Source organism: Castellaniella sp. (assembly GCF_049650445.1).
GTDB lineage: Bacteria > Pseudomonadota > Gammaproteobacteria > Burkholderiales > Burkholderiaceae_B > Castellaniella.
This window is the reverse complement of sequence record NZ_JBASAD010000011.1, coordinates 38,876-64,768: the sequence shown is the minus strand read 5'-3', so window position 1 is coordinate 64,768 and position 25,893 is coordinate 38,876. Positions and strand designations below refer to the sequence as shown.

21 protein-coding genes are annotated in these 25,893 nt (G+C 65.5%); 16 read left to right on the top strand and 5 right to left on the bottom strand.

The features are described from left to right. The gene (locus WA983_RS03090; RefSeq protein WP_424250116.1) at positions 1 to 633 is read left to right on the top strand and encodes a tRNA-(ms[2]io[6]A)-hydroxylase; all 633 of its coding nucleotides are present in this window, start codon (positions 1 to 3) and stop codon (positions 631 to 633) included. A 10-nt stretch (positions 634 to 643) separates the two neighbouring features. Here WA983_RS03090 and WA983_RS03085 read toward each other — a convergent pair whose 3' ends face one another. Beyond that, positions 644 to 1,255: a LysE family translocator gene (locus tag WA983_RS03085; protein WP_424250114.1), complete on the bottom strand. Its 612-nt coding sequence runs from the start codon at positions 1,253 to 1,255 to the stop codon at positions 644 to 646. A gap of 99 nt (positions 1,256 to 1,354) precedes the next feature. Continuing rightward, complete coding sequence (locus WA983_RS03080) at positions 1,355 to 1,996, bottom strand: trimeric intracellular cation channel family protein (protein ID WP_424250112.1); 642 nt, start codon at positions 1,994 to 1,996, stop codon at positions 1,355 to 1,357. 492 nt (positions 1,997 to 2,488) lie between these two features. On the opposite strand from WA983_RS03080, the gene mgtA reads away from it, so the two are divergent. After that, positions 2,489 to 5,254, top strand: a complete 2,766-nt coding sequence (gene mgtA, locus WA983_RS03075; protein WP_424250110.1) for a magnesium-translocating P-type ATPase — start codon at positions 2,489 to 2,491, stop codon at positions 5,252 to 5,254. 33 nt (positions 5,255 to 5,287) lie between these two features. On the opposite strand, the gene WA983_RS03070 is transcribed toward mgtA, so the two are convergent. Further along, positions 5,288 to 6,784: an aldehyde dehydrogenase family protein gene (locus WA983_RS03070; protein WP_424311581.1), complete on the bottom strand. Its 1,497-nt coding sequence runs from the start codon at positions 6,782 to 6,784 to the stop codon at positions 5,288 to 5,290. Positions 6,785 to 6,999: 215 nt separating this feature from the next. Between WA983_RS03070 and WA983_RS03065 the strand changes: the two genes are divergently transcribed. The 9 genes from WA983_RS03065 to WA983_RS03025 all read left to right on the top strand — a co-directional run bounded on the left by WA983_RS03065 (position 7,000) and on the right by WA983_RS03025 (position 16,623). Then, on the top strand, positions 7,000 to 8,181 hold the full coding sequence (locus tag WA983_RS03065; RefSeq protein ID WP_424311580.1) for an NAD(P)/FAD-dependent oxidoreductase: 1,182 nt from the start codon (positions 7,000 to 7,002) through the stop codon (positions 8,179 to 8,181). A 96-nt stretch (positions 8,182 to 8,277) separates the two neighbouring features. Then, positions 8,278 to 9,375 (top strand): branched-chain amino acid ABC transporter substrate-binding protein, encoded by a 1,098-nt coding sequence (locus tag WA983_RS03060; RefSeq protein WP_424247259.1) that lies wholly within the window; start codon positions 8,278 to 8,280, stop codon positions 9,373 to 9,375. Positions 9,376 to 9,384: 9 nt separating this feature from the next. Continuing rightward, complete coding sequence (locus tag WA983_RS03055; protein WP_424247261.1) at positions 9,385 to 10,302, top strand: ABC transporter permease subunit; 918 nt, start codon at positions 9,385 to 9,387, stop codon at positions 10,300 to 10,302. Further along, complete coding sequence (gene livM / locus WA983_RS03050) at positions 10,302 to 11,786, top strand: high-affinity branched-chain amino acid ABC transporter permease LivM (protein WP_424311579.1); 1,485 nt, start codon at positions 10,302 to 10,304, stop codon at positions 11,784 to 11,786. The genes WA983_RS03055 and livM overlap by 1 nt, the downstream gene beginning before the upstream one ends. Continuing rightward, positions 11,783 to 12,625, top strand: coding sequence for an ABC transporter ATP-binding protein (locus tag WA983_RS03045; protein ID WP_424247265.1), 843 nt, complete (start codon positions 11,783 to 11,785; stop codon positions 12,623 to 12,625). Before livM ends, WA983_RS03045 begins: the two co-directional genes overlap by 4 nt. 8 nt (positions 12,626 to 12,633) lie before the next feature. Further along, entirely contained in the window at positions 12,634 to 13,359 is a 726-nt protein-coding gene (locus WA983_RS03040) for an ABC transporter ATP-binding protein (RefSeq protein WP_424311604.1), read from the top strand. 32 nt (positions 13,360 to 13,391) lie between these two features. Then, positions 13,392 to 14,006 carry a helix-turn-helix domain-containing protein gene (locus tag WA983_RS03035; RefSeq protein ID WP_424311578.1) on the top strand — a complete coding sequence of 205 codons (615 nt, stop codon included), beginning with the start codon at positions 13,392 to 13,394 and terminating at the stop codon, positions 14,004 to 14,006. 20 nt (positions 14,007 to 14,026) lie between these two features. Next, entirely contained in the window at positions 14,027 to 14,944 is a 918-nt protein-coding gene (locus tag WA983_RS03030; protein ID WP_424246913.1) for a delta(1)-pyrroline-2-carboxylate reductase family protein, read from the top strand. Then, positions 14,941 to 16,623 carry a thiamine pyrophosphate-binding protein gene (locus tag WA983_RS03025; protein WP_424246911.1) on the top strand — a complete coding sequence of 561 codons (1,683 nt, stop codon included), beginning with the start codon at positions 14,941 to 14,943 and terminating at the stop codon, positions 16,621 to 16,623. Before WA983_RS03030 ends, WA983_RS03025 begins: the two co-directional genes overlap by 4 nt. Here the strand turns inward: WA983_RS03025 and WA983_RS03020 are convergent. After that, the gene (locus tag WA983_RS03020) at positions 16,580 to 17,527 is read right to left on the bottom strand and encodes a LysR family transcriptional regulator ArgP (RefSeq protein ID WP_424246909.1); all 948 of its coding nucleotides are present in this window, start codon (positions 17,525 to 17,527) and stop codon (positions 16,580 to 16,582) included. The genes WA983_RS03025 and WA983_RS03020 overlap by 44 nt on opposite strands. A gap of 121 nt (positions 17,528 to 17,648) precedes the next feature. On the opposite strand from WA983_RS03020, the gene WA983_RS03015 reads away from it, so the two are divergent. Next, positions 17,649 to 18,281 carry a LysE/ArgO family amino acid transporter gene (locus WA983_RS03015; RefSeq protein WP_424246917.1) on the top strand — a complete coding sequence of 211 codons (633 nt, stop codon included), beginning with the start codon at positions 17,649 to 17,651 and terminating at the stop codon, positions 18,279 to 18,281. Here the strand turns inward: WA983_RS03015 and WA983_RS03010 are convergent. Next, entirely contained in the window at positions 18,278 to 20,284 is a 2,007-nt protein-coding gene (locus tag WA983_RS03010; RefSeq protein WP_424246907.1) for a methyl-accepting chemotaxis protein, read from the bottom strand. The two genes, WA983_RS03015 and WA983_RS03010, sit on opposite strands and share 4 nt — an antisense overlap. A gap of 188 nt (positions 20,285 to 20,472) precedes the next feature. Here WA983_RS03010 and WA983_RS03005 point away from each other — a divergent pair, with 188 nt between their 5' ends. From WA983_RS03005 to fghA, 4 genes are all read left to right on the top strand, one after another. Next, positions 20,473 to 21,648, top strand: coding sequence for a mechanosensitive ion channel family protein (locus WA983_RS03005; RefSeq protein WP_424246905.1), 1,176 nt, complete (start codon positions 20,473 to 20,475; stop codon positions 21,646 to 21,648). Between the two features lie 112 nt (positions 21,649 to 21,760). Then, positions 21,761 to 23,665: a molecular chaperone HtpG gene (gene htpG / locus WA983_RS03000; protein WP_424246903.1), complete on the top strand. Its 1,905-nt coding sequence runs from the start codon at positions 21,761 to 21,763 to the stop codon at positions 23,663 to 23,665. An 84-nt stretch (positions 23,666 to 23,749) separates the two neighbouring features. Then, positions 23,750 to 24,868 (top strand): S-(hydroxymethyl)glutathione dehydrogenase/class III alcohol dehydrogenase, encoded by a 1,119-nt coding sequence (locus WA983_RS02995; protein WP_424311577.1) that lies wholly within the window; start codon positions 23,750 to 23,752, stop codon positions 24,866 to 24,868. Next, on the top strand, positions 24,855 to 25,694 hold the full coding sequence (fghA, locus tag WA983_RS02990; protein WP_424311576.1) for an S-formylglutathione hydrolase: 840 nt from the start codon (positions 24,855 to 24,857) through the stop codon (positions 25,692 to 25,694). Before WA983_RS02995 ends, fghA begins: the two co-directional genes overlap by 14 nt. Positions 25,695 to 25,893: the final 199 nt, after the last annotated feature.

Genomic DNA, 25,893 nt, shown 5'->3' with positions numbered 1-25,893 from the left:
ATGATTTCACCCGCATTGCCCGCCGATCTGCTCGATTTTCTGCCGTGTCCTACGCCCGAAGCCTGGGTGCGGGCCGCGCTGGCGCAGCAGGATGTGCTGTTGCTCGACCATCGCAATTGCGAACTGAAGGCCGCCGCGACTGCGATGAGCCTGATTGCGCGTTACGGGCAGGATGCCGAGTTGTCGGCGGCCCTGTCAAAGCTGGCGCGTGAGGAGCTGGTGCATCACGAGCAGGTGCAGCGCCTGATGAAGCGGCGCGGCATCGCGTTGCGGCCCTTGACGGCCAGCCGCTATGCGTCCGGGCTGCGGGCGGCGGTCCGCACCCACGAGCCGGCGAAACTGGTCGATACGCTGATCGTGGGCGCCTTCATCGAGGCCCGTTCATGCGAACGTTTCGCCGCGCTGGTGCCGCATCTGGACGAAGAACTGGCCGCGTTCTACGCCGGGCTGCTGCAATCGGAAAGCCGCCACTACCAGGGCTATCTGCGCTTCGCGCAGCGTTTCGGCGAAGCCCGCGACGTCGAGCGCGCGGTGCTTAGAATCCGTCAGGTTGAGCAGGAACTGATCGAGTCGCCGGACGCGGAATTCCGCTTTCACAGCGGCTGTCCGGCCGGCGGAGCGGCGGTGGCCTGAGCCGGCGCGACTACATTCCCGAACTGCCGACCTTGGCCGCCAGTCCCAGCAGCACCACGCCGATGGCGCGGTCGAACCAGCGCAGGCGGGTGCGCAGCCATTGCAGCATGCGCGGGGCCGAGAACAGCGTGGCTACCAGGGCGAACCACAGCAGGGATTCGGCCACCAGCAGGGTCCAGACGACGGCCAGGTGCGCGCCACCCAGATCCGGCGTGACCGCCTGGGACAGGATGGAGCCGAAATACAGCATGGCCTTGGGGTTGAGCAGGTTAGTGAAGAACCCGGTCACGTAGGCGCGCCGCCCGCTCGGGGCGGAGGAACCCGATTCGGGCATGTGGCCCTTGGACCGCAGGCACTGGATGCCCAGCCACATCAGGTAGAGGGCGCCGGCGATGGACAGGGCGCGCGACAGGCCCGGCAGGGCGGCCAGTACCAGGGTCAGGCCCAGCAGGCTGACCAGGGTGTAGAGGCCGATGGCGCTGGCGACCCCCGCCGCCGCCCACAGGCCGGCGCGGCGGCCCGAGACGATGGACAGGCGGGTGACGACGGCGAAGTCGGGGCCGGGCGATATCAGGGCCACGGCGTGGATCGTCAGGATGAGCAGCAGGGTATGCAGGAACATGGGAAGTCCCCTGGGACTGGATGGGCGGTCAGAAGGTGATTGTCGCGCAAACAGGCGTGGGACGCATCGACGGTATCCCCTGCGTACACTGCGTTTGCCTCAGTGCAGATCCCGCGTATAGACGAATTTGGGCATGCTCCAGCAGAAGCGCAGGGCCAGCAGCCGCAACCCCAGGCCGATCGCCAGCGCGCCGCCCGTGACGGCTCCCTGGTGCAGGTCCAGTGCCAGACCGCCGACGTACAGAGCGCCGGCGACGATGGATACCGTGGCGTAGAGTTCGGCGCGGAACAGCAGCGGGACTTCGTTGCACAGCACGTCGCGCAGCACGCCGCCCACGCAGCCGGTGATCATGCCCGAGACGATGGCGATGCTCCAGGGCAGGCCCAGGCCCAGGGCGATGTCGCAGCCGATCACCGTGAAGACCACCAGGCCGACTGCGTCCAGGAACAGGAACAGATGCCGCAGCGAGTGGATGAAGCGGGCCAGCGCGATGGTGACCAGGGCCGCGCCGCCGGTGATCAGCAGGTAGGACGGGTGGGCGATCCATGTCAGGGGGTGGTGATTCAGCAGCAGGTCGCGCACCGAACCGCCGCCCAGCGCAGTGACGCAGCCCAGCATGCACACGCCCAGCCAGTCCATTTCCCGCCGCCCGGCCGCCAGCGCAGCGGTCATGGCTTCGGCGGCGATGGCGATGATGAACAGGACGTGCAGGAGTTCGTTGGTGATGGGGCTGCTGGACAAAGGGAGGCTCCGGGAAGATGGTCCGGCAAGCGTATCGCCCCCGGCTGCTCCGCGCAATGCGTCTGTCCTTTGATGCTTGCCTCTTTACCTGGGCCCGGATTAAAATTTTGCCGTCTTCATTTCCCGGAGTTCCTCCTGTGGACTTACCCAGTCGTCGATCCCTGATCGGCCTCCCGCAGGCAAGGTAACCGCGAGTCTTCTCGCCGCCTTGCCCGTAGAGCAGGGCGGCAGCCCGGACGGCCTTCTCCGGCCTCCGGTCTCTCTCCTTACATTCGTATCGCCCCGAGAGGGCGTTCGTTCGTCATGTCGCGACCATGACGGCGGGCACTGTGTCGGGCGTCGTTCTGGATGCGTTGCTTCCAGGCGGTTGGCGTGCGTGCGTCCCATCCATTTTCCGATTCTTGAACCTTAAAAAAACCATGAACCCAGACCCACAGCCTTACAAGCCACCGTCCTGATTTCAACGGGATGGTGGCGTCAAGGAGAATAACAATGCACATCACCATCCTGAAGAATCTTTTCGCGGGTTTTTTGCACGCCCGCCGCATGACCCGGCATTTCGGCCGGCGGGACATGCTCGATTCCGTCGTCCGGACGGGCGTTGGCCGTGACGCGCCGGACGCGCTTTCCCGGGCACTGGCCGCCGCAGCCCTGGACGACCGGAGCGCACTGCTCGATCGGCTCGGCAGCCACATCGATGGTCTGACTGAACAGCAGGCCGAGGCGATCCGTGAGCGGGTCGGCTTCAACGAAGTGGGCCGTGAAAAACCGCTGCCGTGGTGGCGGCACCTGTGGCATTGCTACCGCAATCCCTTCAACCTGCTGCTGACGCTGCTGGCCGCGATTTCGGGGTGGACCGAGGATATGGAAGCCGTCGTCGTGATCGGGACGATGGTGGCGCTGTCCACGCTGCTGCGCTTTTGGCAGGAGGTCCGTTCCAATCGGGCGGCCGATGCGCTGAAGGCGCTGGTGGGCAATACCGCCACCGTCACGCGGCGTGCGGTGTCGGCCGATGCCGCGCCGCAGGCCGAGGCCTATTTCGGCGTGCATCTGGCGGTGGCGCCGGCGCGCGGCGTCGAGGTGCCGGTGCGGATGCTGGTGCCGGGCGACATCGTGCGCCTGGCAGCGGGGGACATGATCCCGGCGGATTGCCGGGTGTTGTCGGCCAAGGATCTGTTTGTGGCACAGGCCGCGATGACGGGCGAATCACTGCCGGTGGAAAAATTCGCCGAGCACGCGGATGCCGCGACCGCCAATGCGCTCGAACTGGACAACGTCCTGTTCATGGGCACGAATGTGGTGTCGGGGGCGGCGACGGCCGTGGTGCTGAACACCGGCGATCGCACGTATTTCGGCGCGCTGGCCGGCCGCGTGCAGGCTGTGGATCGGGGGCCGACCTCGTTCCAGGCGGGGGTGAACCAGGTGAGCTGGCTGCTGATCCGCTTCATGCTGGTGATGGCCCCGGTGGTGCTGTTGCTCAACGGCTTCACCAAGGGCGATTGGACCGAGGCCCTGTTGTTCGCGCTGTCCGTCGCGGTGGGCCTGACGCCGGAGATGCTGCCCATGATCGCGACCTCCACCCTGGCCAAGGGGGCGGTTGTGCTGTCGCGCCACAAGGTCGTGGTCAAGCGCCTGGACGCGATCCAGAACCTGGGCGCCATGGACGTGTTGTGCACCGACAAGACCGGCACGCTCACGCAGGATCGGATCGTGCTGGAGCGGCATGCGGACGCCTGGGGCGAGACCTCTGGCCGGGTGCTGGAACTGGCCTGGCTCAACAGCCGTCACCAGACCGGGCTGAAGAACCTGCTGGACGAGGCCGTTCTGGCGCAGGCGGATGCCGAGGGGCCGCCCGGTCGGGCTGCGTCCTATCTCAAAATCGACGAGATTCCCTTCGATTTCGAGCGCCGCCGCATGTCGGTGGTGGTGGCCGATGAGGACAGCCGGCACGTGCTGATCACCAAGGGCGCGGTGGAAGAAATCCTGCGGGTTTGCGATCGCGTGTTGCACGATGGGATGGAGACCCCGCTGACCGCCGTGCGGCTGGAGCGTATCCGGGCGGTGGCCTCGTCGTTGAACGACGAAGGCTTGAGGGTGGTCGCCGTGGCGTACCGCATGCCGGAGCCCCCGCGTGACGCCTATGGCGTAGCCGACGAGCAAGGGCTGGTCCTGGCGGGCACCATTGCGTTCCTGGACCCACCGAAGGAATCCACGGCGGCCGCCCTGGCGGCTTTGGCCGAACATGGTGTGTCGGTCAAGGTGCTGACGGGCGACAACGAGCGGGTTGCGGCAAAGGTCTGCCGCGACGTGGGTCTGGCGCCCGGCAGCGTATTGCTGGGCGGGGACGTGGAGGTCATGGACGATGCCGCGCTGGCGCAGGCGGTGGAATCGCACCAGGTGTTCGCCCGCCTGACGCCCATGCACAAGGAACGCATCGTGCGGCTGCTCAAGGGCAACGGACACGTCGTCGGTTTCCTGGGCGACGGGATCAACGACGCGCCCGCGCTGCGTGCGGCCGACGTCGGCATTTCGGTGGACACAGCGGTGGACATCGCCCGTGAGGCTGCCGACGTCATCTTGCTGGAAAAGAGCCTGATGGTCCTGGAGGAGGGCGTGATCGAAGGCCGTCGCACCTTTGCCAATATGCTGAAGTACATCAAGATGACGGCCAGCTCGAACTTCGGCAATGTCTTTTCGGTGCTGGTCGCCAGCGCCTTCATCCCTTTTCTGCCCATGCTGCCGATTCAACTGCTGGTGCAGAATCTGCTGTACGACGTTTCGCAGGCCGCGATCCCGTTCGATCGCGTGGACGAGGAGCAGGTGCGAAGCCCGCAACGCTGGCAGCCCGGCGAGATCGGCCGCTTCATGCTGTTCTTCGGCCCGATCAGCTCGGTGTTCGACATCCTGACCTTTGCCATGATGTGGTTCGTGTTCGGGGCGAATACGCCGGAGCGGCAGACCTTGTTCCAGTCGGGCTGGTTCGTGGTGGGCCTGCTGACCCAGACCCTGATCGTGCACATGATCCGCACGTCCAAAGTGCCTTTCGTGCAGAGCCGGGCGGCCTGGCCGCTGCTGGCAATGACGGCGGCCATCATGGCGGCAGGTCTGTTCCTGCCGATGGGCCCGCTGGCAGAAGGGCTGCGGCTGCAGGCGCTGCCGCCGCTGTACTTCGCGCTGCTGCCCCTGATTCTGCTGGGGTACGTGGCCTTGGCGCAGTGGATGAAGGGTTTCTATGTCAGCCGCTGGGGCTGGCAATGAGCTGGCATCCGTGGGTCCGGGCGGTCCGCGGCGTCAACCGAATTGAATGCCCTGCGCCAAGGGCAGTTCGCGGGAATAGTTGACCGTGTTGGTGGCGCGGCGCATATAGGCCTTCCAGGCGTCGGACCCGGATTCGCGTCCGCCGCCGGTTTCCTTTTCACCGCCAAAGGCCCCGCCGATCTCGGCACCCGAGGTGCCGATGTTGACGTTGGCGATGCCGCAGTCCGATCCCGTGGCACCCAGAAAGGTCTCGGCTTCGCGCAGGTCCGTGGTGAAGATCGCCGAGGACAGGCCTTGCGGCACGTCGTTGTGCAGGGCCAGGGCCTCATCGAATTCTCGGTAGCGCAGGACATACAGGATCGGGGCGAAGGTCTCGTGGCGCACGATGTCCGTCTGGCCGGGCATGTCGGCCAGGGCGGGGCGGACGTACCAGGCATCCGGATGACGGTCGGCCAGCAGGCGCTCGCCGCCCGTCACGGTGCCGCCCTGGTCTCGGGCCTGCTTCAACGCCGCCTGCATGGCGTCAAAGGCAGCCTGATCGATCAGCGGTCCGACCAGGGTGCCGGAGTCCAATGGATCGCCTACCGTGGCGCTGGCGTAGGCGGCCTTCAGCCGCGCCAGCAGGGCGTCGGCGACCGATTCGTGGACGATCAGGCGGCGTGTGGTGGTGCAGCGCTGCCCGGCCGTGCCGATGGCGCCGAACAGAATGCCGCGCGCGGCCATGTCCAGGTCGGCTGACGGCGCCACGATGATGGCGTTGTTGCCACCCAGTTCCAGCAGGCAGCGGCCGAAGCGCTGCGCCACGCGCGGCCCGACCTCGCGGCCCATGCGCGTGGACCCGGTGGCGGAGACCAGCGCCACCCGGGGGTCATCGACCAGCGCTTCGCCCAGATCGCGCGCGCCTACCAGCACGTGCAGCAGGCCGTCGGGCGCGTCGCCGAAACGGGCCAGGGCGCGCCGGAACAGGGCTTGGCAGGCGAGCGCCGTCAGCGGCGTTTTTTCCGAGGGCTTCCAGACGACCGGGTCGCCGCAGACCAGGGCCAGGGCGGTGTTCCAGGACCAGACCGCCACCGGGAAGTTGAAAGCGGAAATCACGCCCACCACGCCCAGCGGATGCCAGGTTTCCATCATGCGGTGACCGGGCCGTTCGGACGCGATGGTCAGGCCGTGCAACTGCCGTGACAGACCGACGGCGAAGTCGCAGATGTCGATCATTTCCTGGACCTCGCCTTCGCCCTCGGCGGTGATCTTGCCGGCTTCGAGGGACACCAGGCGGCCCAGCGCCTGTTTGTGGGACCGCAGTTCCTCGCCCAGCAGGCGCACCAGCTCACCGCGCCGGGGCGCGGGCACCTGACGCCAGGCCAGGAAGGCGCCGTGGGCCTGGGCGATCATGCGCCGGGCCTCGTCCGCGTCGTGCGGCCGCAGGTCCGCCAGCCGGGCGCCGTCGATGGGGGAATGGACAGGCAGGCCGCCGGCGGAAAGCGTGCCGGCGTCCAGGCCGAATGTGCGTAGAAGATCCTGATGGTTCATGGCGTGGCTCCGGGCTGTCTCGAAAAAGTCGATGAAAGGGACCGATCCGGGACAGGATATCACGCACTTTTTAAATAAGAAAAAATTTTCTTAAAGGGAAAATACCTAGAGAAAATAGAAAAATTTGCTTCCACAATGATCTCGCAATCGGAGGTGTCACACCGCCCGACGATCCCGATGACTTGTTCAGATGATCCCTAGAGGAGCGCAGCAGGATGGATCAAACGCATTTCGACGTCATCATCGCAGGCGGCGCCGCCGTCGGCAGCGCGGCGGCTTATTTTCTGACCGCCGACCCGGATTTCAACGGCTCCGTGGTCGTCATCGAACCCGATCCCACCTATCAGCATTGTGCGACGGCGCTCTCGGCCGCGTCCATCCGCCATCAGTTCTCCACCGAGGAGAACATCCGCATGTCTCGCTTCGGTACGGAGTTTCTGCGCACCTTCGCCGATACCCTGGCGGTGGACGGCGTCCGGCCCGATCCGGCTTTCCACGAAGGCGGTTACCTGTTTCTGGCCACGCCCGCCGGTCTGCCCGTCCTGCAGGAAAACCACGTCGTACAGTGCCGCGAAGGGGCGGATATCGCCCTGCTGGATGCCGACGCGTTGCGCGACCGGTATCCCTGGCTGAACGTGGATGACCTGGCCGCTGGTGCGCTGGGCCTGAGCGGCGAAGGCTGGCTGGACGCCTACGGCATGATGCAGGGGCTGCGGCACAAGGCCATCGCCCAGGGCGCTGCCTACCTGGCGCGCCGCGTCGTGGGTATCAACCGAAGCGGCGCGCAGGTCACGGGCGTGCGTCTCGATGACGGCACACAGCTGTCCTGCGGCGTCCTGATCAACGCCGCCGGCACCGGCGCACCGGCGCTGTCGCGTCTGGCGGGCATCGAACTGCCGGTGCAGGCGCGCAAGCGCAGTGTCTTCTATGTGCAATGCCCGGAGCGCCTGCCGGGCTGCCCCATGGTGATCGATCCCAGCGGGGCGTATTTCCGTCCCGAGGGGCAGGGCTTCATCACCGGCATCGCGCCGCCGCCGGACCAGGATACAGAATGCCTGGATTTCGATGTGCAGCACGCCTTGTTCGAGGAGGTGCTCTGGCCCTTGCTGGCCCATCGCGTGCCGGCCTTCGAGGCGTTGCGCTGCGGGCGCAGCTGGGCAGGGCACTACGACATGAATCTGGTCGATCAGAACGTGATCCTGGGCCTGCACCCTGATCTGCACAATCTTTATTTTGCCAATGGCTTCAGCGGCCATGGGATGCAGCAGTCGCCCGCCGTCGGCAGGGCTTTGTCGGAACTGATCGTCCATGGGCGGTTCCGGACGCTGGACCTGAGCCGGATGGGGTGGCGGCGCATTCTGGAAGGTCGGCCCATCATCGAGAAAAACGTCGTGTAAATCATGCCTGTGCAGTCGGCAGGGTATGCCGGAAAGTCCCGGCTGATCGAAGGAGGAGGCAGTATGAAGCAGTGTTTCTTATCCGTGTGTGTCGGTATGGCGCTTTTGGCAGGTGTGTCCTCGGCCGTCCAGGCTCAGGATGAAATCAAGATTGGCATCGCCGGTCCGTTTACGGGGCCGAATGCCGCGTTTGGTGATCAGCTCTGGACCGGCGCTCAGTCGGCAGCAGAGGCGCTCAATGCCCAGGGCGGAATCAACGGCAAGAAAATCGTGCTGATCAAGGGCGATGATGCCTGCGAGCCCAAGCAGGCCGTGGCGGTGGCGCATCGGTTCGTGGACCAGGATCATGTGGCGGCGGTGGTCGGGCATTTCTGTTCGTCCAGCACGATTCCCGCCTCGGAGATCTATGACGAGGCCAATATTCTGTCGATGGCCACCGGATCCACCAATCCGGAGGTCACAGAGCGTGGTCTGCCCACCGTCACCCGGATCTGCGGGCGGGATGACCAGCAGGCCGTGGTGTTGGGGGATTTCATCGCCAGGAACCTGAAAGCCGCCACGGTGGCGATCGTCCATGACAAGGACACCTATGGCCGGGGGGTGGCGGATGCGACTCGTTCGGAAACCGAGCGTCATGGGGTGAAGACGGCGCTGTACGACGGGGTGACGCGCGGCGAGCGCGACTACAACGCGCTGGTCACCAAGATCCGTGCCGCGAATGTGGATGCGGTGTTCTTCGGCGGTTTGTATGCCGAAGCGGGCACGCTGGTGAGGCAGATGCGCGAACAGGGGTTGACGATTCCCTTTGTGTCGGATGACGGGATCGTCGACCCTGCGTTCGTGACGGCCGCCGGCGGCAAGCAATATGCCCAGGGTGTGTATATGTCGTTCCCGGAAGACCCGCGCAAGATCGAGGCCGGCCGCCTGATCGTTGAAAAGCTCGCGCGCGAGGGCAAGGGCTCCGACGGCTTTACCTTGTATGCCTATGCGGCGGTGCAGGCCGTGTCGGCGGCGATTGCCGGCACGGGCACGACGGACGGCGACAAGCTGGCCGGCTGGCTCAAGCAGCACAACGTGTCCACGGTGTTGGGTGAAAAAGGCTGGAACGCCAAGGGAGATCTGACCAAGCCCAGCGTGGTGATGTACCAGTGGGATGCCGATGGACATTACGCCGAACTGCCTGCGGCGAAGTAAGGAAGCGGCATGGACCCGTACATTCTCGGTCAGCAGTTGATCAATGGTGTGACGCTGGGGGCGATCTATGGATTGATCGCCATCGGCTACACCATGGTCTACGGGATCATCGGCATGATCAATTTTGCGCATGGCGATGTCTACATGGTGAGCGCGTACATCAGCGCGATTGTGCTGGCGGTGATCAGTTTCTTCGGCATGGATTCCATCGTGCTGTCGTTGCTGATCACGCTGGTGCTGACCATGATCCTGACCGGTTTGTACGGGTGGTCGATTGAACGGGTGGTGTACCGTCCCTTGGGCGGCACCAGCCGGCTGGCGCCCTTGATTTCAGCCATCGGGGTTTCGCTGGTGCTGCAAAACTATATCCAGCTTTCGCAAGGCCCCAATGTCCAAGGGGTGCCGCCCATGATCACGGGTAGCTGGCGGCTGGGCGGTGCCGAGCATTTCATCCAGGTGAAATACATGAGTCTGGTCATCATCGCCGTCAGTTTTGCGGCCATGGCGCTCTTGACCTGGTTTGTGCACGGCACCAGTCTGGGGCGGCAGTGCCGGGCCACTCAGCAGGATCGCCGTATGGCCGTCATCCTGGGCGTGAATACCGTCCAGGTTATTTCCCTGGTGTTCGTCATCGGCTCGGTGATGGCCGCCATCGCCGGGGTGCTGGTCACCCAGAATTACGGGTCTTTCGATTTCTTCGTCGGCTTCATCATCGGGATCAAAGCCTTCAGCGCCGCCGTGCTGGGGGGCATCGGTTCCTTGCCGGGTGCCATGCTCGGGGGGCTGCTGCTGGGTAGCCTGGAGTCGCTGTTCTCCGGCTTCGTCAGCAGCGACTACAAGGACGTGTTTTCCTTTGGCGTCCTGGTGCTGGTGCTGATCTTCAAGCCCAGCGGTCTGATGGGTCGTCCTGCCGTGGAGAAAGTGTGATGGCGTCGCAGGAAGCACTGTCTGTCACCGGGCCGAGCCCCTTCCCCTGGGGACGCTGCCTGAAGGATGCGGCGCTCATGGGCATGCTGGTGATGCTGGCGTTCAGTCCGATCACGAATCTCGTGCTGAATCAGTACGACTTCCGCTTCTTGCCCTGGCGTGTGCCGGTGATCGTCAACGGGTTTGCCTTGGCGATTCTGGTGATGTTGGGGCGTCTCGTGTTTCAGCTGTATTTTCATAGCAGGCTGGGCCGCCGCCATTGGGCAGGCCGGGGACGTGGCCCCGCGTCCGCCGGTGTACGTGTTCCTCCCCGGCGCGTGCTGATGCTGGGCCTGGCTTTGTGCGTCGGTCTGTTGCTGCTGGTGGGGCTGGGTCTGATGCACGCAGGGGCAGGCTTCGCGCTGATTCTCATTCTGCTGTTGCTGCTGCTGGCGTATGGCCTGGGTCTGCCGCGCTTGCGCGGCAAGCCGCATCCCTGGCGCCTGCCGCTGTGGGTGCTCTTTCTGGCCGGCCTGATCTTGCCCGTGCTCCTGAATCAGACCGGATTGCTGCCCAAGGTCTGGGTCAGCAATCTGATCCTGGTACTGATTTATGTGCTGTTGGGCATGGGGCTGAATATCGTCGTCGGATTGGCCGGATTGCTGGATCTGGGCTACGTCGCCTTTTATGCCGTCGGCGCGTATTTCCTGGCCTTGGGCGCGCAATATCTGGGCATCGGCTTTTGGACTGCGCTGCTGCTGGCGCCCTTGCTGGCGGCCGTGTGTGGCGCCGTGCTGGGTTTTCCCGTGCTGCGCATGCACGGCGATTACCTGGCGATCGTGACGCTTGGCTTCGGCGAAATCATCCGGCTGGTATTGACCAACTGGGTGGACATGACCGGCGGACCCAATGGGGTGCCGGCGCCTGCGCCCACGCTGTTCGGGCTGGAATTCAGCCGGCGAGGCAGCGATGGCCTGCCGCCCTTTCATGAATTTTTCCATCTGCCCTACAGTGGGGACTACAAGGTCTTGTTCATCTACAGTCTGCTGTTCATCGTGGTGATCGGGGTGCTGCACGCCTTCAATCGCTTGCGTCGCATGCCCCTGGGACGTTCCTGGGAGGCTCTGCGCGAAGACGAGATCGCCTGTCGTTCCCTGGGGATCAACCATGTCACGGTCAAGCTGGCCGCGTTCATGATGGGTGCGACGACAGGGGGGATTGCGGGGGTGTTCTTTGCCACCTATCAGGGCTTCATCAGCCCGATGTCCTTCAATTTTTTCGAGTCCGTCCTGATCCTGTCCATTGTCGTACTGGGTGGCATGGGGTCCACGCTGGGGGTGATTCTGGCCGCTATCGCCTTGACTCTGCTGCCTGAAATCCTGAGGGCCGTGGCGGACTACCGCATCCTGTTGTTCGGCCTGCTGATGATCGGCATGATGATCTGGCGGCCGTATGGTCTGGTGCGTCCGGGCCGGACCTGTTTCGAACGCCGGGAGGCTGCATGACGGACGACCGCTCTGAACGCCCGTCCGTGGCGGCCCCTTTGCTGAGTGTCCGGGGTCTGACGCAGCGATTCGGCGGCATCATCGCCAATCAGGATGTCAGCTTTGACGTCATGCCGCAGAGCGTGACGGCCCTGATCGGTCCCAATGGCGCCGGGAAGACCACGGTCTTCAATTGCGTCACGGGGTTCTACCGGGCCTCGGCCGGGCAGATTGTCTTCAATGACGGCCGCCGCCTCGTGCAGGTCAATGATTTGCTGGATCGGTTTTTCATCGGCGGTTCGCATCTGGTGGCGCGGGCAGGCATCGCGCGCACCTTTCAGAACATCCGCCTGTTCAAGGACATGACGGTGCTGGAGAATCTGCTGGTGGCCCAGCACCGCGCCCTGGATGGCAATCTGTGGCGCGGTTTTCTGGGCAGCGCCCATTATCACCGTCAGGAGGATCTGGCCTTGGAATCGGCCTGGCGCTGGCTGGATACCGTGGGTCTCGCGGACGCGGGGAATCGTTTGGCGGGCGAACTGCCGTATGGCCAGCAGCGGCGGCTGGAAATCGCGCGCGCCATGTGCGGCAAGCCACGGCTGATCTGTCTGGACGAACCGGCTGCCGGGCTGAACCCCCGCGAGACCGAAGCCTTGTCGGATCTCATCACCGAGCTGCGTGAGCATCATGAGGTGACGATATTGCTGATTGAACACGACATGGGCCTGGTCATGGGGATTTCCGATCACATCATCGTGCTGGATCACGGCTGCGTGATCGCCCAGGGTGATGCCGAGGCGATCCGGGGCAATCCCGCCGTGATCGCGGCCTATCTGGGCGGCGAGGAGGACCTGACATGAGCGAACCTTTGCTGGTGCTGCGGGACGTCGATGTGGCGTATGGCCCCATCCAGGTACTGCACCAGGTCAGCCTGCATGTGGATGCGGGCGAGATCGTTTCCCTGATCGGCGCCAATGGCGCGGGGAAAAGCACTTTGCTGATGTCCATCTTTGGCGAACCCCGAGCCTCGGCCGGCGCCATCACTTATCGCGGCGAAAGCCTGCTGCATGTCCCGCCGCACCGGGTCGCGCGCCGGGGGATTGCGCAGGTGCCGGAAGGCCGGCGGATCTTTCCGGCGATGACGGTCGAAGAAAACCTGATCCTGGGGACGCTGCCGATCGGCATGGCGCATGTGGACGAGGACCGGGAGGCCATGTTCGATCTGTTTCCGCGGCTGAAGGAACGGCGCAATCAGCGGGCGGGTACCTTGTCCGGCGGCGAGCAGCAGATGCTGGCGATCGCGCGCGCATTGATGGGCCGGCCTGATACTATTTTGCTCGACGAGCCGAGCCTGGGCCTGGCCCCCCTGGTGGCGCGTCAGATTTTGCAGACGCTCCGGGATATCGCCACCCTGGGAAAGACTATTTTCCTGGTCGAGCAAAATGCCCAGCATGCCTTGCGTCTGGCCGACCGGGGCTATGTGCTCGTCAATGGCAGCATTACCCTGACCGGCACCGGCGAGGCCTTGTTGCACGATGAACAGGTGCGGGAAGCCTACCTCAGTTCGGGGACGCGCCGCCGGGTCACGCGCTAAGGTGTGTATGGATCAAGGAAGAGGAATTGAAAGTGGATAAAACCGTCGTCAAGGAACAGCAATCTGCGTTGGCCGGGCGCCTCAAGGCGTTGCGGCTGCAACGGGGCTGGACGCAGGGGCAGGCGGGCAAGGCCAGTGGAATTTCCACATCCACGCTGTCCAAGATCGAAAACGGCTTGATTTCCCCGACCTACGATGTGTTGCTGAACCTGGCTCACGGCCTGGGGGTGGACGTCGCCGAACTGTTTGTGCCCGCGCAGGCGCATATGGGCGCGGGGCGGCGCAGCATCGAACGGGCGGGGCAGGGTAATCTTCACGACACGCCGCTGTATCACCATCGCCTGCTCTGTTCCCAATTGGCGAACAAGCGCATGATGCCTTTCGATTCCAGGATCAAGGCCTGGACGCTGGAGGCCAACGAAGGCTGGAGCCGCCACGAGGGGGAAGAGTTCGTCTACGTCCTGGAAGGTGAGATCGAATTACACACCGAGTTCTACCAGCCCGAAACCCTGCAGGCCGGCGATTGTTTTTACATCGACAGCCGGATGGGGCATCGGGTGGTCAACAAGGGCGCGACCGAGGCGCGGGTGCTGTGGGTCAGCACCACGCCTGGGGAATTGGGTCTGCCGGACCCGAAGCATGCATAAAGGGATTCAGGGAGAGGCATATGAGTGACCTGCAAGTCTGCGATGCGGCCCGGACGGCGGCGTTGCTGCCGTTTCCGGCGCTGATGCAAGAGATCGCACGGGCCGCTGAGGACATGACGGCGGGTCTTTTGTCCGCGCCGCCGCGGCAAGCCGTGCCGTTTCCCAACGGCGCGGTCATGTTGTCCATGCCGGCCACGGCGGCGGACGTCGGCATCCACAAACTGGTCAATGTCGCGCCGGGCAACCGCGCGCATGGCTTGCCGACGGTCAACGGCATGGTGTCGGTCTATGACGGCGACACCGGCCGCCTGCGCCTGCTGCTGGACGGACCGACCGTCACGACGCGGCGTACGGCGGCGGTCTCGATGCTGGCCGTGAGCCGCCTGCAGCCCGGCGGGCTTCGTCACGTGGCCGTGTTCGGCACCGGCACCCAGGCGACGGGGCATGTCGATGCGGTGCTCGAACTGTATCCGGATGCGCGGGTGGATGTAATCGGCCATGCGCCGGGGCGGGCCGAGGCCTTCGCCCGGCGTTTCGACGCAGGCCGGGTGCGGCCGGCCGATCGGGTCGACCCGGCCGCCGGCCTGGTGATTACGGCGACGACCAGCGCCGTGCCGGTCTACGATCAGCCCGCACGCGCGGGGCGGCTGGTGATTGGTGTGGGGGCCTATCGTGAGGACCTGGCCGAGATCGGCGCGCGCACGCTGGCAGACAGCCATCTGTACGTGGACGATCCCGAGGGCGCCAGGCACGAGGCGGGCGACTACCTGCAGGCGGACGTGGACTGGTCCCGCGTGCGGTCCCTGGCCGGCCTGCTGGCGGACGGCCCCCCAGAGGGCGCGGCCGTATTCAAATCAGTCGGCTGCGCGGCTTGGGACCTGGCCGCCGCGCGCTGCGCCCTGCACTTCGATCATTCTTCGGAAAGGAATCCTTCATGACCCCGCATTCCAGCGCAAGCCCCGCCCCCCGCATGGCCGGGCACGTCCTGGTGGACCAGTTGCGCCTGCACGGCACGGAGCATGTCTTTTGCGTGCCGGGGGAAAGCTATCTGCCCGTGCTCGACGGGCTGGTCGACGCCGACATCCAGGTCACGGTCTGTCGCCAGGAAGGCGGGGCGGCGATCATGGCCGAGGCCTACGGCAAGCTGACCGGCCGGCCCGGGGTGTGCCTGGTGACCCGCGCGCCGGGCGCCACCAACGCGTTCGCAGGGGTGCACGTGGCGTCCCAGGATTCCACGCCGCTGATCCTGCTGGTCGGGCAGATCGACCGGGCGATGCGCGACCGCGAGGCTTTCCAGGAAATGGACTACCGCGCCGTGTTCGGTTCTCAGGTCAAGTGGGCCGCCGAGATCGATCAGGCCGAGCGCATTCCCGAATATCTGTCGCGTGCCTTTCACGTGGCGCTGTCCGGGCGGCCGGGCCCGGTGGTGCTGGCCCTGCCGGAGGACATGTTGAGCGAAACCGTGGCGGTGGTTGACGCGCGGCCCTGCCATGTGCCCGAAACCCGGCCCTCGGCCGGGCAGATCCAGGCGCTGGCCGACCGTCTTGCGGACGCCGAGCGGCCGCTGGTCATTCTCGGCGGCAGCCGCTGGGACGCCCGCTCCGTACAGGCCTTCTGTGCCTTCGCCGAGCGCCATGCGCTGCCGGTGGCGGTGCAGTTTCGCCGTCAGATGCTGTGTCCCGTGGATCATCCCTGTTTCATCGGCGACCTGGGCTTGGGGGCTGATCCCCAATTGCTGGCCGCGATTCGCGAGTCCGATCTGATCCTGGCCGTGGGCGGGCGCCTGTCCGAGGTGCCCAGCCAGAGCTATACGCTGTTCGACGTGCCGAATCCGTCCCAGACGCTGGTCCACGTGCATCCCGACGTGGGCGAACTGAACCGCGTCTATCAGGCGGACATCGCCATGGCCTGCTCGCCCGGCACCTGGGTGCGTTCCATCGAGTCTCTGGCGCCCACGGCAACGGCGGCGCGGCGTCAGCGCTGCGAACGGCTGCATGCGCGGCGCCAGGCCTGGAGCGATCCGTCCGTCATCGAACATCCCGGGGCCTTGCAGATGGGCCAGGTGATGGCGCACCTGAACGCCGTGCTGCCCGAGGACGCCATCCTGACCAACGGCGCCGGCAATTACGCCACCTGGCTGCATCGCTTCTACCGTTTCCGCGCCTACGGCACCCAGTTGGCGCCCACCTCCGGTTCGATGGGCTATGGCCTGCCTGCGGCGGTATCCGCCCAGCGTCTCTATCCGGACCGCCGGGTGGTGTGCCTGGCGGGTGACGGCTGCTTCATGATGCACGGGCAGGAATTTGCCACGGCCGTCCAGTACGGTTTGCCGATCCTGGTGATCCTGATCGACAACGGTATGTTCGGCACCATCCGCATGCACCAGGAACGGCACTATCCCGGCCGGGTGTCGGCGACTGCGCTGCGCAATCCTGATTTTGCGGCTTATGCACGCGCCTTTGGCGGCCATGGCGAGCGCGTCGAGACGACGGCAGATTTCGCCCCCGCGCTGCAGCGGGCGCTGGACAGTGGCCTGCCGGCCATTCTGCACTGCCTGCTGGACCCGGAGGCCATCACGCCGACGACGACGCTGAGTCGTCTGCGCCAGGGGAACTGAGCGGCGCGCGGGCCGGACGCACCAGGGCGCGGGCGGCCCGCAACACGGCCGAGGTCAACCGTTCCATGGTGTGCGATCCGGTGCGCCAGTGCTGCCAGTACAGCGGCACGTCGTGCCAGGCGCGCGCCCGCAGGGGCACCAGGAGACCCGCGTCCAGCGCCTCGCGGACCATGGGCAGCGGGTTCATCGTCCAGCCCAGGCCGGCCAGCGTGGCCGAGACGAAGGCGTGGGACGAGGGTACCCACCAGGTCGGCGGCTGCCAGGGCGCATCGCCCATCACGCCGCGCGCGAACTGCGCCTGCAGGTCGTCCTTGCGGTTGAAGACCAGCACGGGGGCGAGTGCCAGGGCCTCGGGCGTGACGCCCCGGGCAAAGTGCCGGGCGTGGAAGGCGGGCGCGCAGGTGGCGACGTAGCGCATGCGGCCCAGCGTGTGGACCCGGCATCCCTGCACCGGGTCACCCAGCGTGGTGACGGCCGCCAGCACGCTGCCGTTGCGCAGCAGGGCGGCCGTGTGGTCCTGGTCCTCGGAAATCAGGTCCAGCGTCGTGCGGGTCTGTTCCGCGTAGCGGGTGGCGGCTTCGATGAACCAGGTTTCCAGGCTGTCGTGATTGACGGCGATGCGCAGACTGGGCGCGGGGCGGTTGTCGCCCATGCCCAGCCGGTCCAGGGCTTCGTGTTCCAGCAGGGCGGCCTGTTCGGCCAGGCGCACCAGGACCCGGCCGTCGTCCGTGGGCTGGGCCGGGCTGGTGCGCAGGACCAGCAGCCGCCCCATGCGGGATTCCAATGTCTTGATGCGCTGTGACACCGCCGAAGGCGTGACGTGCAGAGCGGCGGCGGCCCGCTCGAAGCTGCCTTCGCGCACCACGGCCGCCAGTGCGCGCAGATTGTCGTGATCCAGTTGCATGGGCATAGGTTTGATATTAAGTTTTTCTAAATCAGATTTAAATAAATTAGCTGTATTTTATAGCCTGCCTTGCGCACAATGGGTCGCTTTCCAACCGTCTTTCCGCCCCTGGAGCCGCATGATGTTCGCCGCCACCGTCCCCGCCGTTTCCCCTTTGGTCGCCGCCTGGACCAGCGGGACGCTGACGGGCTTGGGCATGTTCGCCGTGGTGGGGGCGCAAAGCGCCTTCATCCTGCGTCAGGGCATTGCCCGGGCGCACCTGAGCACCATCCTGCTGGTGTGCGCCCTGATCGATGCCTGCTTCATCTTCGGCAGCGTCTCGGGCCTGCAGGCGCTGACGGGCTGGCTGCCCGGGCTGGCGGACGCCGTGCTGTGGTGCGGGGTCGTGTTCCTGTCGTGGTACGGCATCCAGTCGGCGCGCCGGGCCTGGCGTCCGGCGTCCGGCCCGCAGGCCGATCAGGCGGCGGTGTCCTCACGCCGTGCCGCTTTGTTGGGGGCGGTGGGCTTCACGCTGCTCAATCCGCATTTCTGGCTGGACATGATGGTGCTGGGCTCGATCGCCCATGGTTTTGCCGATGACCGTTTCGGCTTCGCCGCCGGAGCCCTGACCGCCAGCGTGCTGTGGCTGATGGCGCTGGGTCTGGGGTCGCGGCTGTGTGCGCCCCTGTTCAGGGACCCCAGGGCCTGGCGCTGGCTGGACGGCGGCATTGCCGCCGTCATGTTCCTATTGGCCTGGCGGCTGCTTCCTTTTTAACCCGGCAGGCGCGGCACGTTCGCGTGGCTGGGGGCGGGCGGGGCGTCCGCCCCGTCAGCGCCTGTGCGGAAGACCGCTACGGTGTCCGCCAGCCGGTCGGCCTGTTCGCTCAGGGAGTCGGCGGCGGCCGCTGCCTGCTCGACCAGCGCGGCGTTCTGCTGCGTGACCTGATCCATCTGGGTGATCGCCAGATTCACCTGATCGATGCCGGTGGACTGCTCGTTGGAGGCGGAGGCGATTTCCCCCATGATGTGCGTCACCCGGTCGACCGCCGTCAGGACTTCCTGCATGGTCGTGCCTGCGTCGCTGGCCTGGCGGGTGCCGGACGTGACTTCCTGGGACGCGGCCTCGATCAGCGTCTTGATTTCGCGTGCTGCCTCGGCGGACCGCTGGGCCAGGGCGCGGACCTCGCCGGCCACCACCGCAAAGCCGCGGCCTTCCTCGCCGGCGCGGGCCGCTTCCACCGCCGCGTTCAGGGCCAGGATGTTGGTCTGGAAGGCGATGCTGTCGATCACGCCGATGATGTCGGTGATGCGGGCCGAACTGTCGGCGATCCGCTTCATGGTGTCGACCATGCCATGGACGGCCTGCTCGCCCTGATGGGCGGTCTGCGAGGCGCCTGCGGCCAACTGGTCCGCCTGACGGGCGTTGTCGGCGTTCTGGCGCACGGTGGAGGCCAGTTCCTCCATGCTGGCGGCCGTTTCCTGCAGCGAGGCCGCCTGCTCCTCGGTGCGGCTGGACAAGTCCGTGTTGCCGACGGCGATCTCGCGTGCGCCGGTGTGGATCTCGCCGACGCTGCGGCGCACCTGGCGGATCATGTGCCGCAGGGCGTCCTGGGTGCCGCGCAGGCTGTCCAGCAACTGGTGGACCTCGTTGCGGCTGCCGGCCGGGCTGGCCGGGATGTCATGGGTCAGGTCGCCGGCCCCCAGCCGCTGCATGCCCGCCACCACGTCGCGCACGGGCTTCAGCGTGCGGCGGGCCAGCCAGCGGATCAGCAGGGAAATCAACAGCGTGCCTGCCAGCATCACGCCCAGTTGGACCCACATGGCGCGAGTGCTTTCGGCCAGATAGTCATCGACGCTGCCGAAGCCGTACATCACCCAGCCCCAGTTGGGCACTGTTTTCCAGGCGAGGAAGATTTCCTGCCCCCTGATGGTGACGCGCGTCACGCCGTCCGGAGCGGATTGGAACGCGCCGTTGAGGAGGGCGAAATCAGCCGGCGGATTGCCGGCACTGAGCAGGTCCCCCGGCTTGCCGAACAGGCCCGCGACGCGGACCCAGTCCTGATGGTCGGCGGTCGGCCGCAGCACGAACAACTGGCCGTATTCCGCCAGTTTGGTCTCGGTCAGGTCCTTCAGCACCGGGTCGATCTGGGCGCTGATGTCCAGGTAATCGACGATTCCGCCGTAGACCTTGCCGCCGTCCTTGAGCGGGTTGATCGTGATCAGGTGCCACTTTCCGCCGACCAGGCCGGGAAAGTGCGCGATCGCCCCGTTGTCCAGGGCCTGGGCGATGGGGTCGGACGAATCCAGCGTCTGGCTCAGGGCGTGGTCCGGCTGGTCCTGGTAGGCGCTGGCGATCCGCTGCCAGCCTTTGTCGGTGCGGGCGTAGACCTCGGCCGACATGCCGGTGACGCTGCGCATCAGGTCCTGGTCGCCGTTGATCGGCATTCCCGAGGATTTGAAGACGGGCAGGCCGTTCTCGACCTGGCCGGTGGGCTTGGGTTCGCCGCTCATGTAGCGGATCAGCACCGGGTACAGCGATTCGCTGCGCTGGCGGGCGATGTTGTAGATCAGTTGCAGGGTGCGGTCATAGCCTTGCAGCTCGGCGCGGTTGGCGTTGCTGACGTTATGGATGGCTGTTTGCCGATTTTGCCAGGTGATGATGGAGGCCAGGGTCGCCATCACCAGGATGGTGATCAGGGTGGCGGCGATGAAGAGCTGGGCACCGAGTGTGGCGCGCGCCATGCGGCCCGCGCCGGGACCTGTGCGTCGTTCGGACATGATGTGTCTCCTGCAAGAGGTTGCGGGAAGAATTATTTTTTTCTTGCAGGATAACCATAGCGGATCACCCCTTGTCCGGATATATCTGGAAACAAATGAGGACTATTCATGGACAGCGATGATTTGAAGGTGCCCTCGGTCGGTCGATACACTGGACGTTCCGATGACGACAAGCGGGGTTTTCTGGTTTGATTTCTTCCTTTCTTGCACAATTGGCGGCGGTGTACCACGAATGGCGGACCGTCATTCAGGTCTTTGCCGCCGTCCTGGGATCCCTGTTGGCCGGCGGTCTGCTGCGCTTCGTGCTGGATCGTCTCGCCCGCCGCCTGCATCCCGTGCGGCATGCCTGGGGACATGGCCTGCTGGCGGGGGCCTCTTTGCCGGGGCAGATGCTGGTCTGGATATTGGGCATCGCCCTGGCCGGCCAGATCCTGCTGCGGGATGCCGACGGGGATTTTGCCAAGGACTCTCTGCTGTCGCACGGCCTGGCGCCGATCCGCGATGTAGGGGTGATTCTGGCGGTGATGTGGCTGTTGCTGCGTGCGATCAATCGCATCCAGGACAATCTGTTGCTGCGGGCGCGTGAGCACGGCCGCGAACTGGACCCCACGGCGGCCGACGCCATCGGCAAGCTGACCAAGGCGTCCGTCGTCATCACCGCCATCCTGATGATGATGCAGGCGCTGGGCTTTTCCATTGCCGGCCTGCTGGCTTTCGGCGGCATGGGCGGTATCGCCGTAGGCTTTGCGGCCCAAAGCCTGGTGGCCAATCTGCTGGGCGGGCTGACCATCTTTGCCAGCCGCCCGTTCAAGGTCGGTGAATACATCATCATCCCCGGCACCGATCTGATGGGCGGGGTCGAGCACATCGGCTGGCGCGCCACGCGCCTGATCGGTTTTGACCGCAAGCCCTTCTACGTGCCCAACGCAATGTTCAACACCCAGCCGGTCATCAACCACACCCGCATGACCAGCCGCCGCATCATGGAGGACATCCACATCCGCTATGCCGATATCGGCGTCGTGCCGGCCATCGTGGCCGACGGTCAGGAGATGCTGCGCCGGCATCCGGGGGTGCAGCACGATTTCTTTGCGTTCAACTTCAGCAGTTGCGGGACGTTTTCCCTGAAACTGTCCCTGTATGCCTTCACGGTCAGCACCGATTACAACGACTACATGAACGTCCAGGAGGACGTGCTGCTGAAGATCGCCGACATCATCCGCCACCACGGCGCTCAGTTGGCCGGGCCGGTCTCTACCGTTGAAATGCCGCAGCTCGGGGCGCCGGCTCATGGACCGGGTGGGCCGGAAATGGGCAGACAGTTGCCGCCGATGCCGCCGCCCCTGCCGCCGGCCACGCCTTGAAAACCTCGTCCGCCGACCCCATCTGATCCAGCAGTCCGCCCCGTCGACCGCCGTCCGGCCCGTCTGCGGGGCGCCCCGCGATCCCGCAAGAACCTTCGAATCGATCCGAATCATGAGCCAAACCGATATCAAGCCGGCCGAAACCCTGGGTTTCCAGGCCGAGGTCAAGCAGTTGCTGCACCTGATGATCCACTCCCTGTACAGCAACAAGGAAATCTTCCTGCGCGAACTTGTGTCCAATGCGTCCGACGCCTGCGACAAGCTGCGCTTCGAGGCCATCGACCATCCGGAGCTGCTCGAAGGCGGTGCCGATCTGCGCATCCGCGTCGAATTCGACAAGGACGCCCGCACCATCACCATCACCGACAACGGCATCGGCCTGTCGCGTGACGAGGCGATCGCCAACCTGGGTACCATCGCCCGTTCCGGCACGCGCGAATTTTTCTCCCAACTGACCGGCGACAAGCAGAAGGACGCTCAGTTGATCGGCCAGTTCGGCGTCGGTTTCTATTCGTCTTTCATCGTCGCGGAAAAGGTCGCGGTGCGCAGCCGCCGCGCCGGCTTGCCCGCATCTGAAGGCGTTCTGTGGGAATCCGACGGCCAGGGCGAATTCTCCGTGGCGGTCATCGATCACGAGGCGCGTGGCACTTCCGTCACCCTGACCCTGCGTGCCGACGAGGACGAATTCCTGTCCAGCTGGAAACTGCGCGAAGTCCTGCGCCGCTACTCCGACCACATCTCCCTGCCCGTCGAAATGAAGCAGGAAGAGTGGGATGCGGAAAAGTCCGAACAGGTCGTCAAGGACACCTGGGAAACCGTCAACCAGGCCAACGCCCTGTGGACCCGTTCCAAGGCCGACATCACCGACGAGCAGTACAAAGAGTTCTACAAGCACGTCTCGCACGACTATGAAGACCCGCTGGCCTGGACGCACAACCGCGTCGAGGGCCGCAGCGAATACACCCAATTGCTGTTCGTGCCGAAGCGCGCGCCCTTCGACCTGTGGGACCGTGATGCCCGTCGTGGCGTGAAGCTGTACGTCAAGCGTGTCTTCATCATGGACGACGCCGACCAGTTGCTGCCGACCTATCTGCGCTTCGTGCGCGGCGTGGTCGATTCGGCCGACCTGCCCTTGAACGTCTCGCGGGAAATCCTGCAGGAAAGCCGCGACGTGCGTGCCATCCGCGAAGGCTCGGCCAAGCGCATCCTTGGCCTGCTCGAAGACCTGGCCAAGGACAAGCCCGAGGAATATGCGGAATTCTGGACTCAGTTCGGCCAGGTGCTGAAGGAAGGCGCGGGTGAAGATCCCGCCAACAAGGACCGCATCGCCGGCCTGCTGCGCTTCGCGTCCACCCAGTCCGACAGCCCGGCGCAGACCGTGTCCCTGGCCGACTACATCGGCCGCATGAAGGAAGGCCAGGACAAGATCTACTACCTGAGCGCCGATTCCTACGCCGCCGCCGCGCACAGCCCGCATCTGGAAGTCTTCCGCCGCAAGGGGCTGGAAGTCCTGCTGCTGTCCGACCGCGTCGATGAATGGATGCTGTCCTATCTGCGTGAATTCGAAGGCAAGGCCCTGGCCTCGGTCGCCAAGGGCGGCCTGGATCTGGACGCCCTGGCCGACGAGGCAGAAAAGAAGCAGCAGGCCGAGGCCGCCGAGGCCTTCAAGCCGACGATCGAGCGCCTGAAGGCGGCGCTGGGTGAGCGCGTCAAGGAAGTCCGCGCCACGGCCCGCCTGGTCGATTCGCCCGCCTGCGTGGTCGTGGATGAAAACGAGTTGAGCCCGCATCTGCTGCGCATGCTCAAGGCCGCCGGGCAGGATGCGCCCGAGATCAAGCCCATCCTGGAAGTGAACCCGCAGCACGCCCTGGTCAAGCGCCTGGAGGCGCAGCCCGACGAGTCGTTCGGCGACTGGGCCGAATTGCTGCTGGACCAGGCCATGCTGGCCGAAGGTGCGGCCCTGAAGGACCCCGCCGCTTTCGTGAAGCGAGTGAACGCGCTGCTGCTGGGCGGCTAGAGCGCGTTTGTCATCCGGCGGGGTTCTGGCCATAATCGGCCTGAACCCCGCCTGCGCCGGGCGGGCGGAATTGGAGATTGACCGATGAAATCCCGCGCCGCCGTGGCCTTTGAGGCCGGCAAACCCCTGCAAATCGTCGAGATCGACGTCGAACCGCCCCGCAAGGGCGAAGTCCTGGTCCGCATCACCCACACCGGCGTTTGCCATACCGATGCCTTTACCCTGAGCGGCGACGACCCCGAGGGCGTGTTCCCCGCCGTGCTCGGCCATGAAGGCGCGGGCATCGTCGTCGAAGTCGGCGAGGGCGTCACCAGCGTCGTGCCGGGCGACCACGTCATCCCCCTGTATACCGCCGAGTGCGGCGAATGCCTGTTCTGCACCTCGGGCAAGACCAATCTGTGCGTGGCCGTGCGTGCCACCCAGGGCAAGGGGGTGATGCCCGACGGCACCACCCGCTTTTCCTATCAGGGCCAACCCATCTATCACTACATGGGATGCTCGACCTTCAGCGAATACACCGTCGTCGCGGAAGTCTCGCTGGCCAAGATCGACCCGAAGGCCAATCCCGAGCAGGTCTGCCTGCTGGGCTGTGGCGTGACTACCGGCATCGGCGCCGTGCGCAACACCGCCAAGGTCCAGCCTGGCGATACCGTGGCCGTGTTCGGCCTGGGTGGCATCGGTCTGGCCGTGGTCCAGGGCGCGCGCCAGGCGGGGGCCGGGCGCATCATCGCCGTGGACACCAACCCCGACAAGTTCGCGCTGGCGAAGGTCTTCGGCGCCACCGACTGCGTCAACCCCAAGGATCACGCCGAGCCCGTCCAGCAGGTCATCGTCGGCATGACCGGCTGGGGCGTGGACCACAGTTTCGAGTGCATCGGCAACGTCAACGTCATGCGTGCCGCGCTGGAATGCGCCCACCGGGGCTGGGGGCAGTCCATCATCATCGGCGTCGCGGGCGCCGGCCAGGAAATCTCCACTCGGCCGTTCCAACTGGTCACCGGCCGCTCCTGGCGCGGGACCGCCTTCGGCGGCGTCAAGGGCCGTTCGCAGTTGCCCGGCATGGTCCAGGAGGCCATGCGCGGCGACATCGACCTGGAACCCTTCGTCACCCACACCATGGGTCTGGACGGGATCAACGAAGCCTTCGACCTGATGCACGAAGGCAAGTCGATCCGCTCGGTGGTGCACTATGGAACGGATTGAACAACACGCCTGCTTCGGCGGCCGCCAGGAAGTCTGGCGGCACGAGTCCGCCGTACTGGGCTGCGCCATGCGGGTCGGGGTCTACCTGCCTTCGGTGGCCTTGCGCGGTGAGTCGTGCCCGGTGCTGTACTGGCTGTCCGGCCTGACCTGCACCGAGCAGAACTTCATCACCAAGGCCGGCGCCCAGGCGCATGCCGAACGCCACGGCCTGATCCTGGTCACGCCGGACACCAGCCCGCGCGGCGAGGACGTGGCCGATGATCCGGCCTACGACCTGGGCCAGGGCGCGGGCTTTTACCTGAACGCCACCCAGGCACCCTGGGCCGCTCATTACCGCATGCAGGACTACGTGGCCGAAGAACTGCCCGCATTGATCGGGCAGCATTTCCCCGCCGCGTCCGCGCGCGCCATCGCCGGCCATTCCATGGGCGGGCACGGCGCGCTGGTCACCGCCCTGCGCCATCCCGGGCATTACCGCAGCGTGTCAGCGTTTTCACCCATCGTCGCGCCGACGCAAGTGCCTTGGGGCCAGAAGGCGTTCGCCGCGTATCTGGGGGATGATCGTGCCGATTGGGCGCAGTGGGATGCGGTTGAACTGATCCGCGCGGCCTCACCTGCGGACCACCTGCCGATGCTGGTGGATCAAGGGCTGGACGACGAGTTCCTGGAAGGGCAATTGCGGCCTGAACTGCTGGAGGCGGCCTGCCTGGACGCAGGGTATCTGTCGACCGTGCGCCGGCAGGCCGGGTATGACCACAGCTATTACTTCATCGCCAGTTTCATCGGTGAGCATGTGGCGTTTCATGCGGCGGCGTTGAAGGGGTAGTGGCTGAACGCTCTTCCCGGGCCGGCTTGCTCTGCGAGGGCCGGCATCCGAGTGCCATGCGCCATTCCGATCATTTGAATGCGATCACTTGATTTCCAAATACATCGCGGTCGAATTATCCTGATGCCTGATCAGGAACCACCTTGGAGGCCGCATGGCCAGACCGCTTGCCATGGTGGCCTGCGCATTCGCCTTGTTC

What these genes read in the sequence shown, in the direction of transcription:
- WA983_RS03025 (WP_424246911.1), top strand. Translation starts at nt 14,941, where the DNA reads ATGACCCCGCATTCCAGCGCAAGCCCCGCCCCCCGCATGGCCGGGCAC.
- htpG (WP_424246903.1), top strand. Translation starts at nt 21,761, where the DNA reads ATGAGCCAAACCGATATCAAGCCGGCCGAAACCCTGGGTTTCCAGGCC.
- livM (WP_424311579.1), top strand. Translation starts at nt 10,302, where the DNA reads ATGGCGTCGCAGGAAGCACTGTCTGTCACCGGGCCGAGCCCCTTCCCC.
- WA983_RS02995 (WP_424311577.1), top strand. Translation starts at nt 23,750, where the DNA reads ATGAAATCCCGCGCCGCCGTGGCCTTTGAGGCCGGCAAACCCCTGCAA.
- WA983_RS03055 (WP_424247261.1), top strand. Translation starts at nt 9,385, where the DNA reads ATGGACCCGTACATTCTCGGTCAGCAGTTGATCAATGGTGTGACGCTG.
- WA983_RS03090 (WP_424250116.1), top strand. Translation starts at nt 1, where the DNA reads ATGATTTCACCCGCATTGCCCGCCGATCTGCTCGATTTTCTGCCGTGT.
- mgtA (WP_424250110.1), top strand. Translation starts at nt 2,489, where the DNA reads ATGCACATCACCATCCTGAAGAATCTTTTCGCGGGTTTTTTGCACGCC.
- WA983_RS03070 (WP_424311581.1), bottom strand. Translation starts at nt 6,784, where the DNA reads ATGAACCATCAGGATCTTCTACGCACATTCGGCCTGGACGCCGGCACG.
- WA983_RS03060 (WP_424247259.1), top strand. Translation starts at nt 8,278, where the DNA reads ATGGCGCTTTTGGCAGGTGTGTCCTCGGCCGTCCAGGCTCAGGATGAA.
- WA983_RS03045 (WP_424247265.1), top strand. Translation starts at nt 11,783, where the DNA reads ATGACGGACGACCGCTCTGAACGCCCGTCCGTGGCGGCCCCTTTGCTG.
- WA983_RS03065 (WP_424311580.1), top strand. Translation starts at nt 7,000, where the DNA reads ATGGATCAAACGCATTTCGACGTCATCATCGCAGGCGGCGCCGCCGTC.
- WA983_RS03085 (WP_424250114.1), bottom strand. Translation starts at nt 1,255, where the DNA reads ATGTTCCTGCATACCCTGCTGCTCATCCTGACGATCCACGCCGTGGCC.
- WA983_RS03020 (WP_424246909.1), bottom strand. Translation starts at nt 17,527, where the DNA reads ATGCAACTGGATCACGACAATCTGCGCGCACTGGCGGCCGTGGTGCGC.
- WA983_RS03010 (WP_424246907.1), bottom strand. Translation starts at nt 20,284, where the DNA reads ATGTCCGAACGACGCACAGGTCCCGGCGCGGGCCGCATGGCGCGCGCC.
- WA983_RS03030 (WP_424246913.1), top strand. Translation starts at nt 14,027, where the DNA reads ATGAGTGACCTGCAAGTCTGCGATGCGGCCCGGACGGCGGCGTTGCTG.
- fghA (WP_424311576.1), top strand. Translation starts at nt 24,855, where the DNA reads ATGGAACGGATTGAACAACACGCCTGCTTCGGCGGCCGCCAGGAAGTC.
- WA983_RS03015 (WP_424246917.1), top strand. Translation starts at nt 17,649, where the DNA reads ATGTTCGCCGCCACCGTCCCCGCCGTTTCCCCTTTGGTCGCCGCCTGG.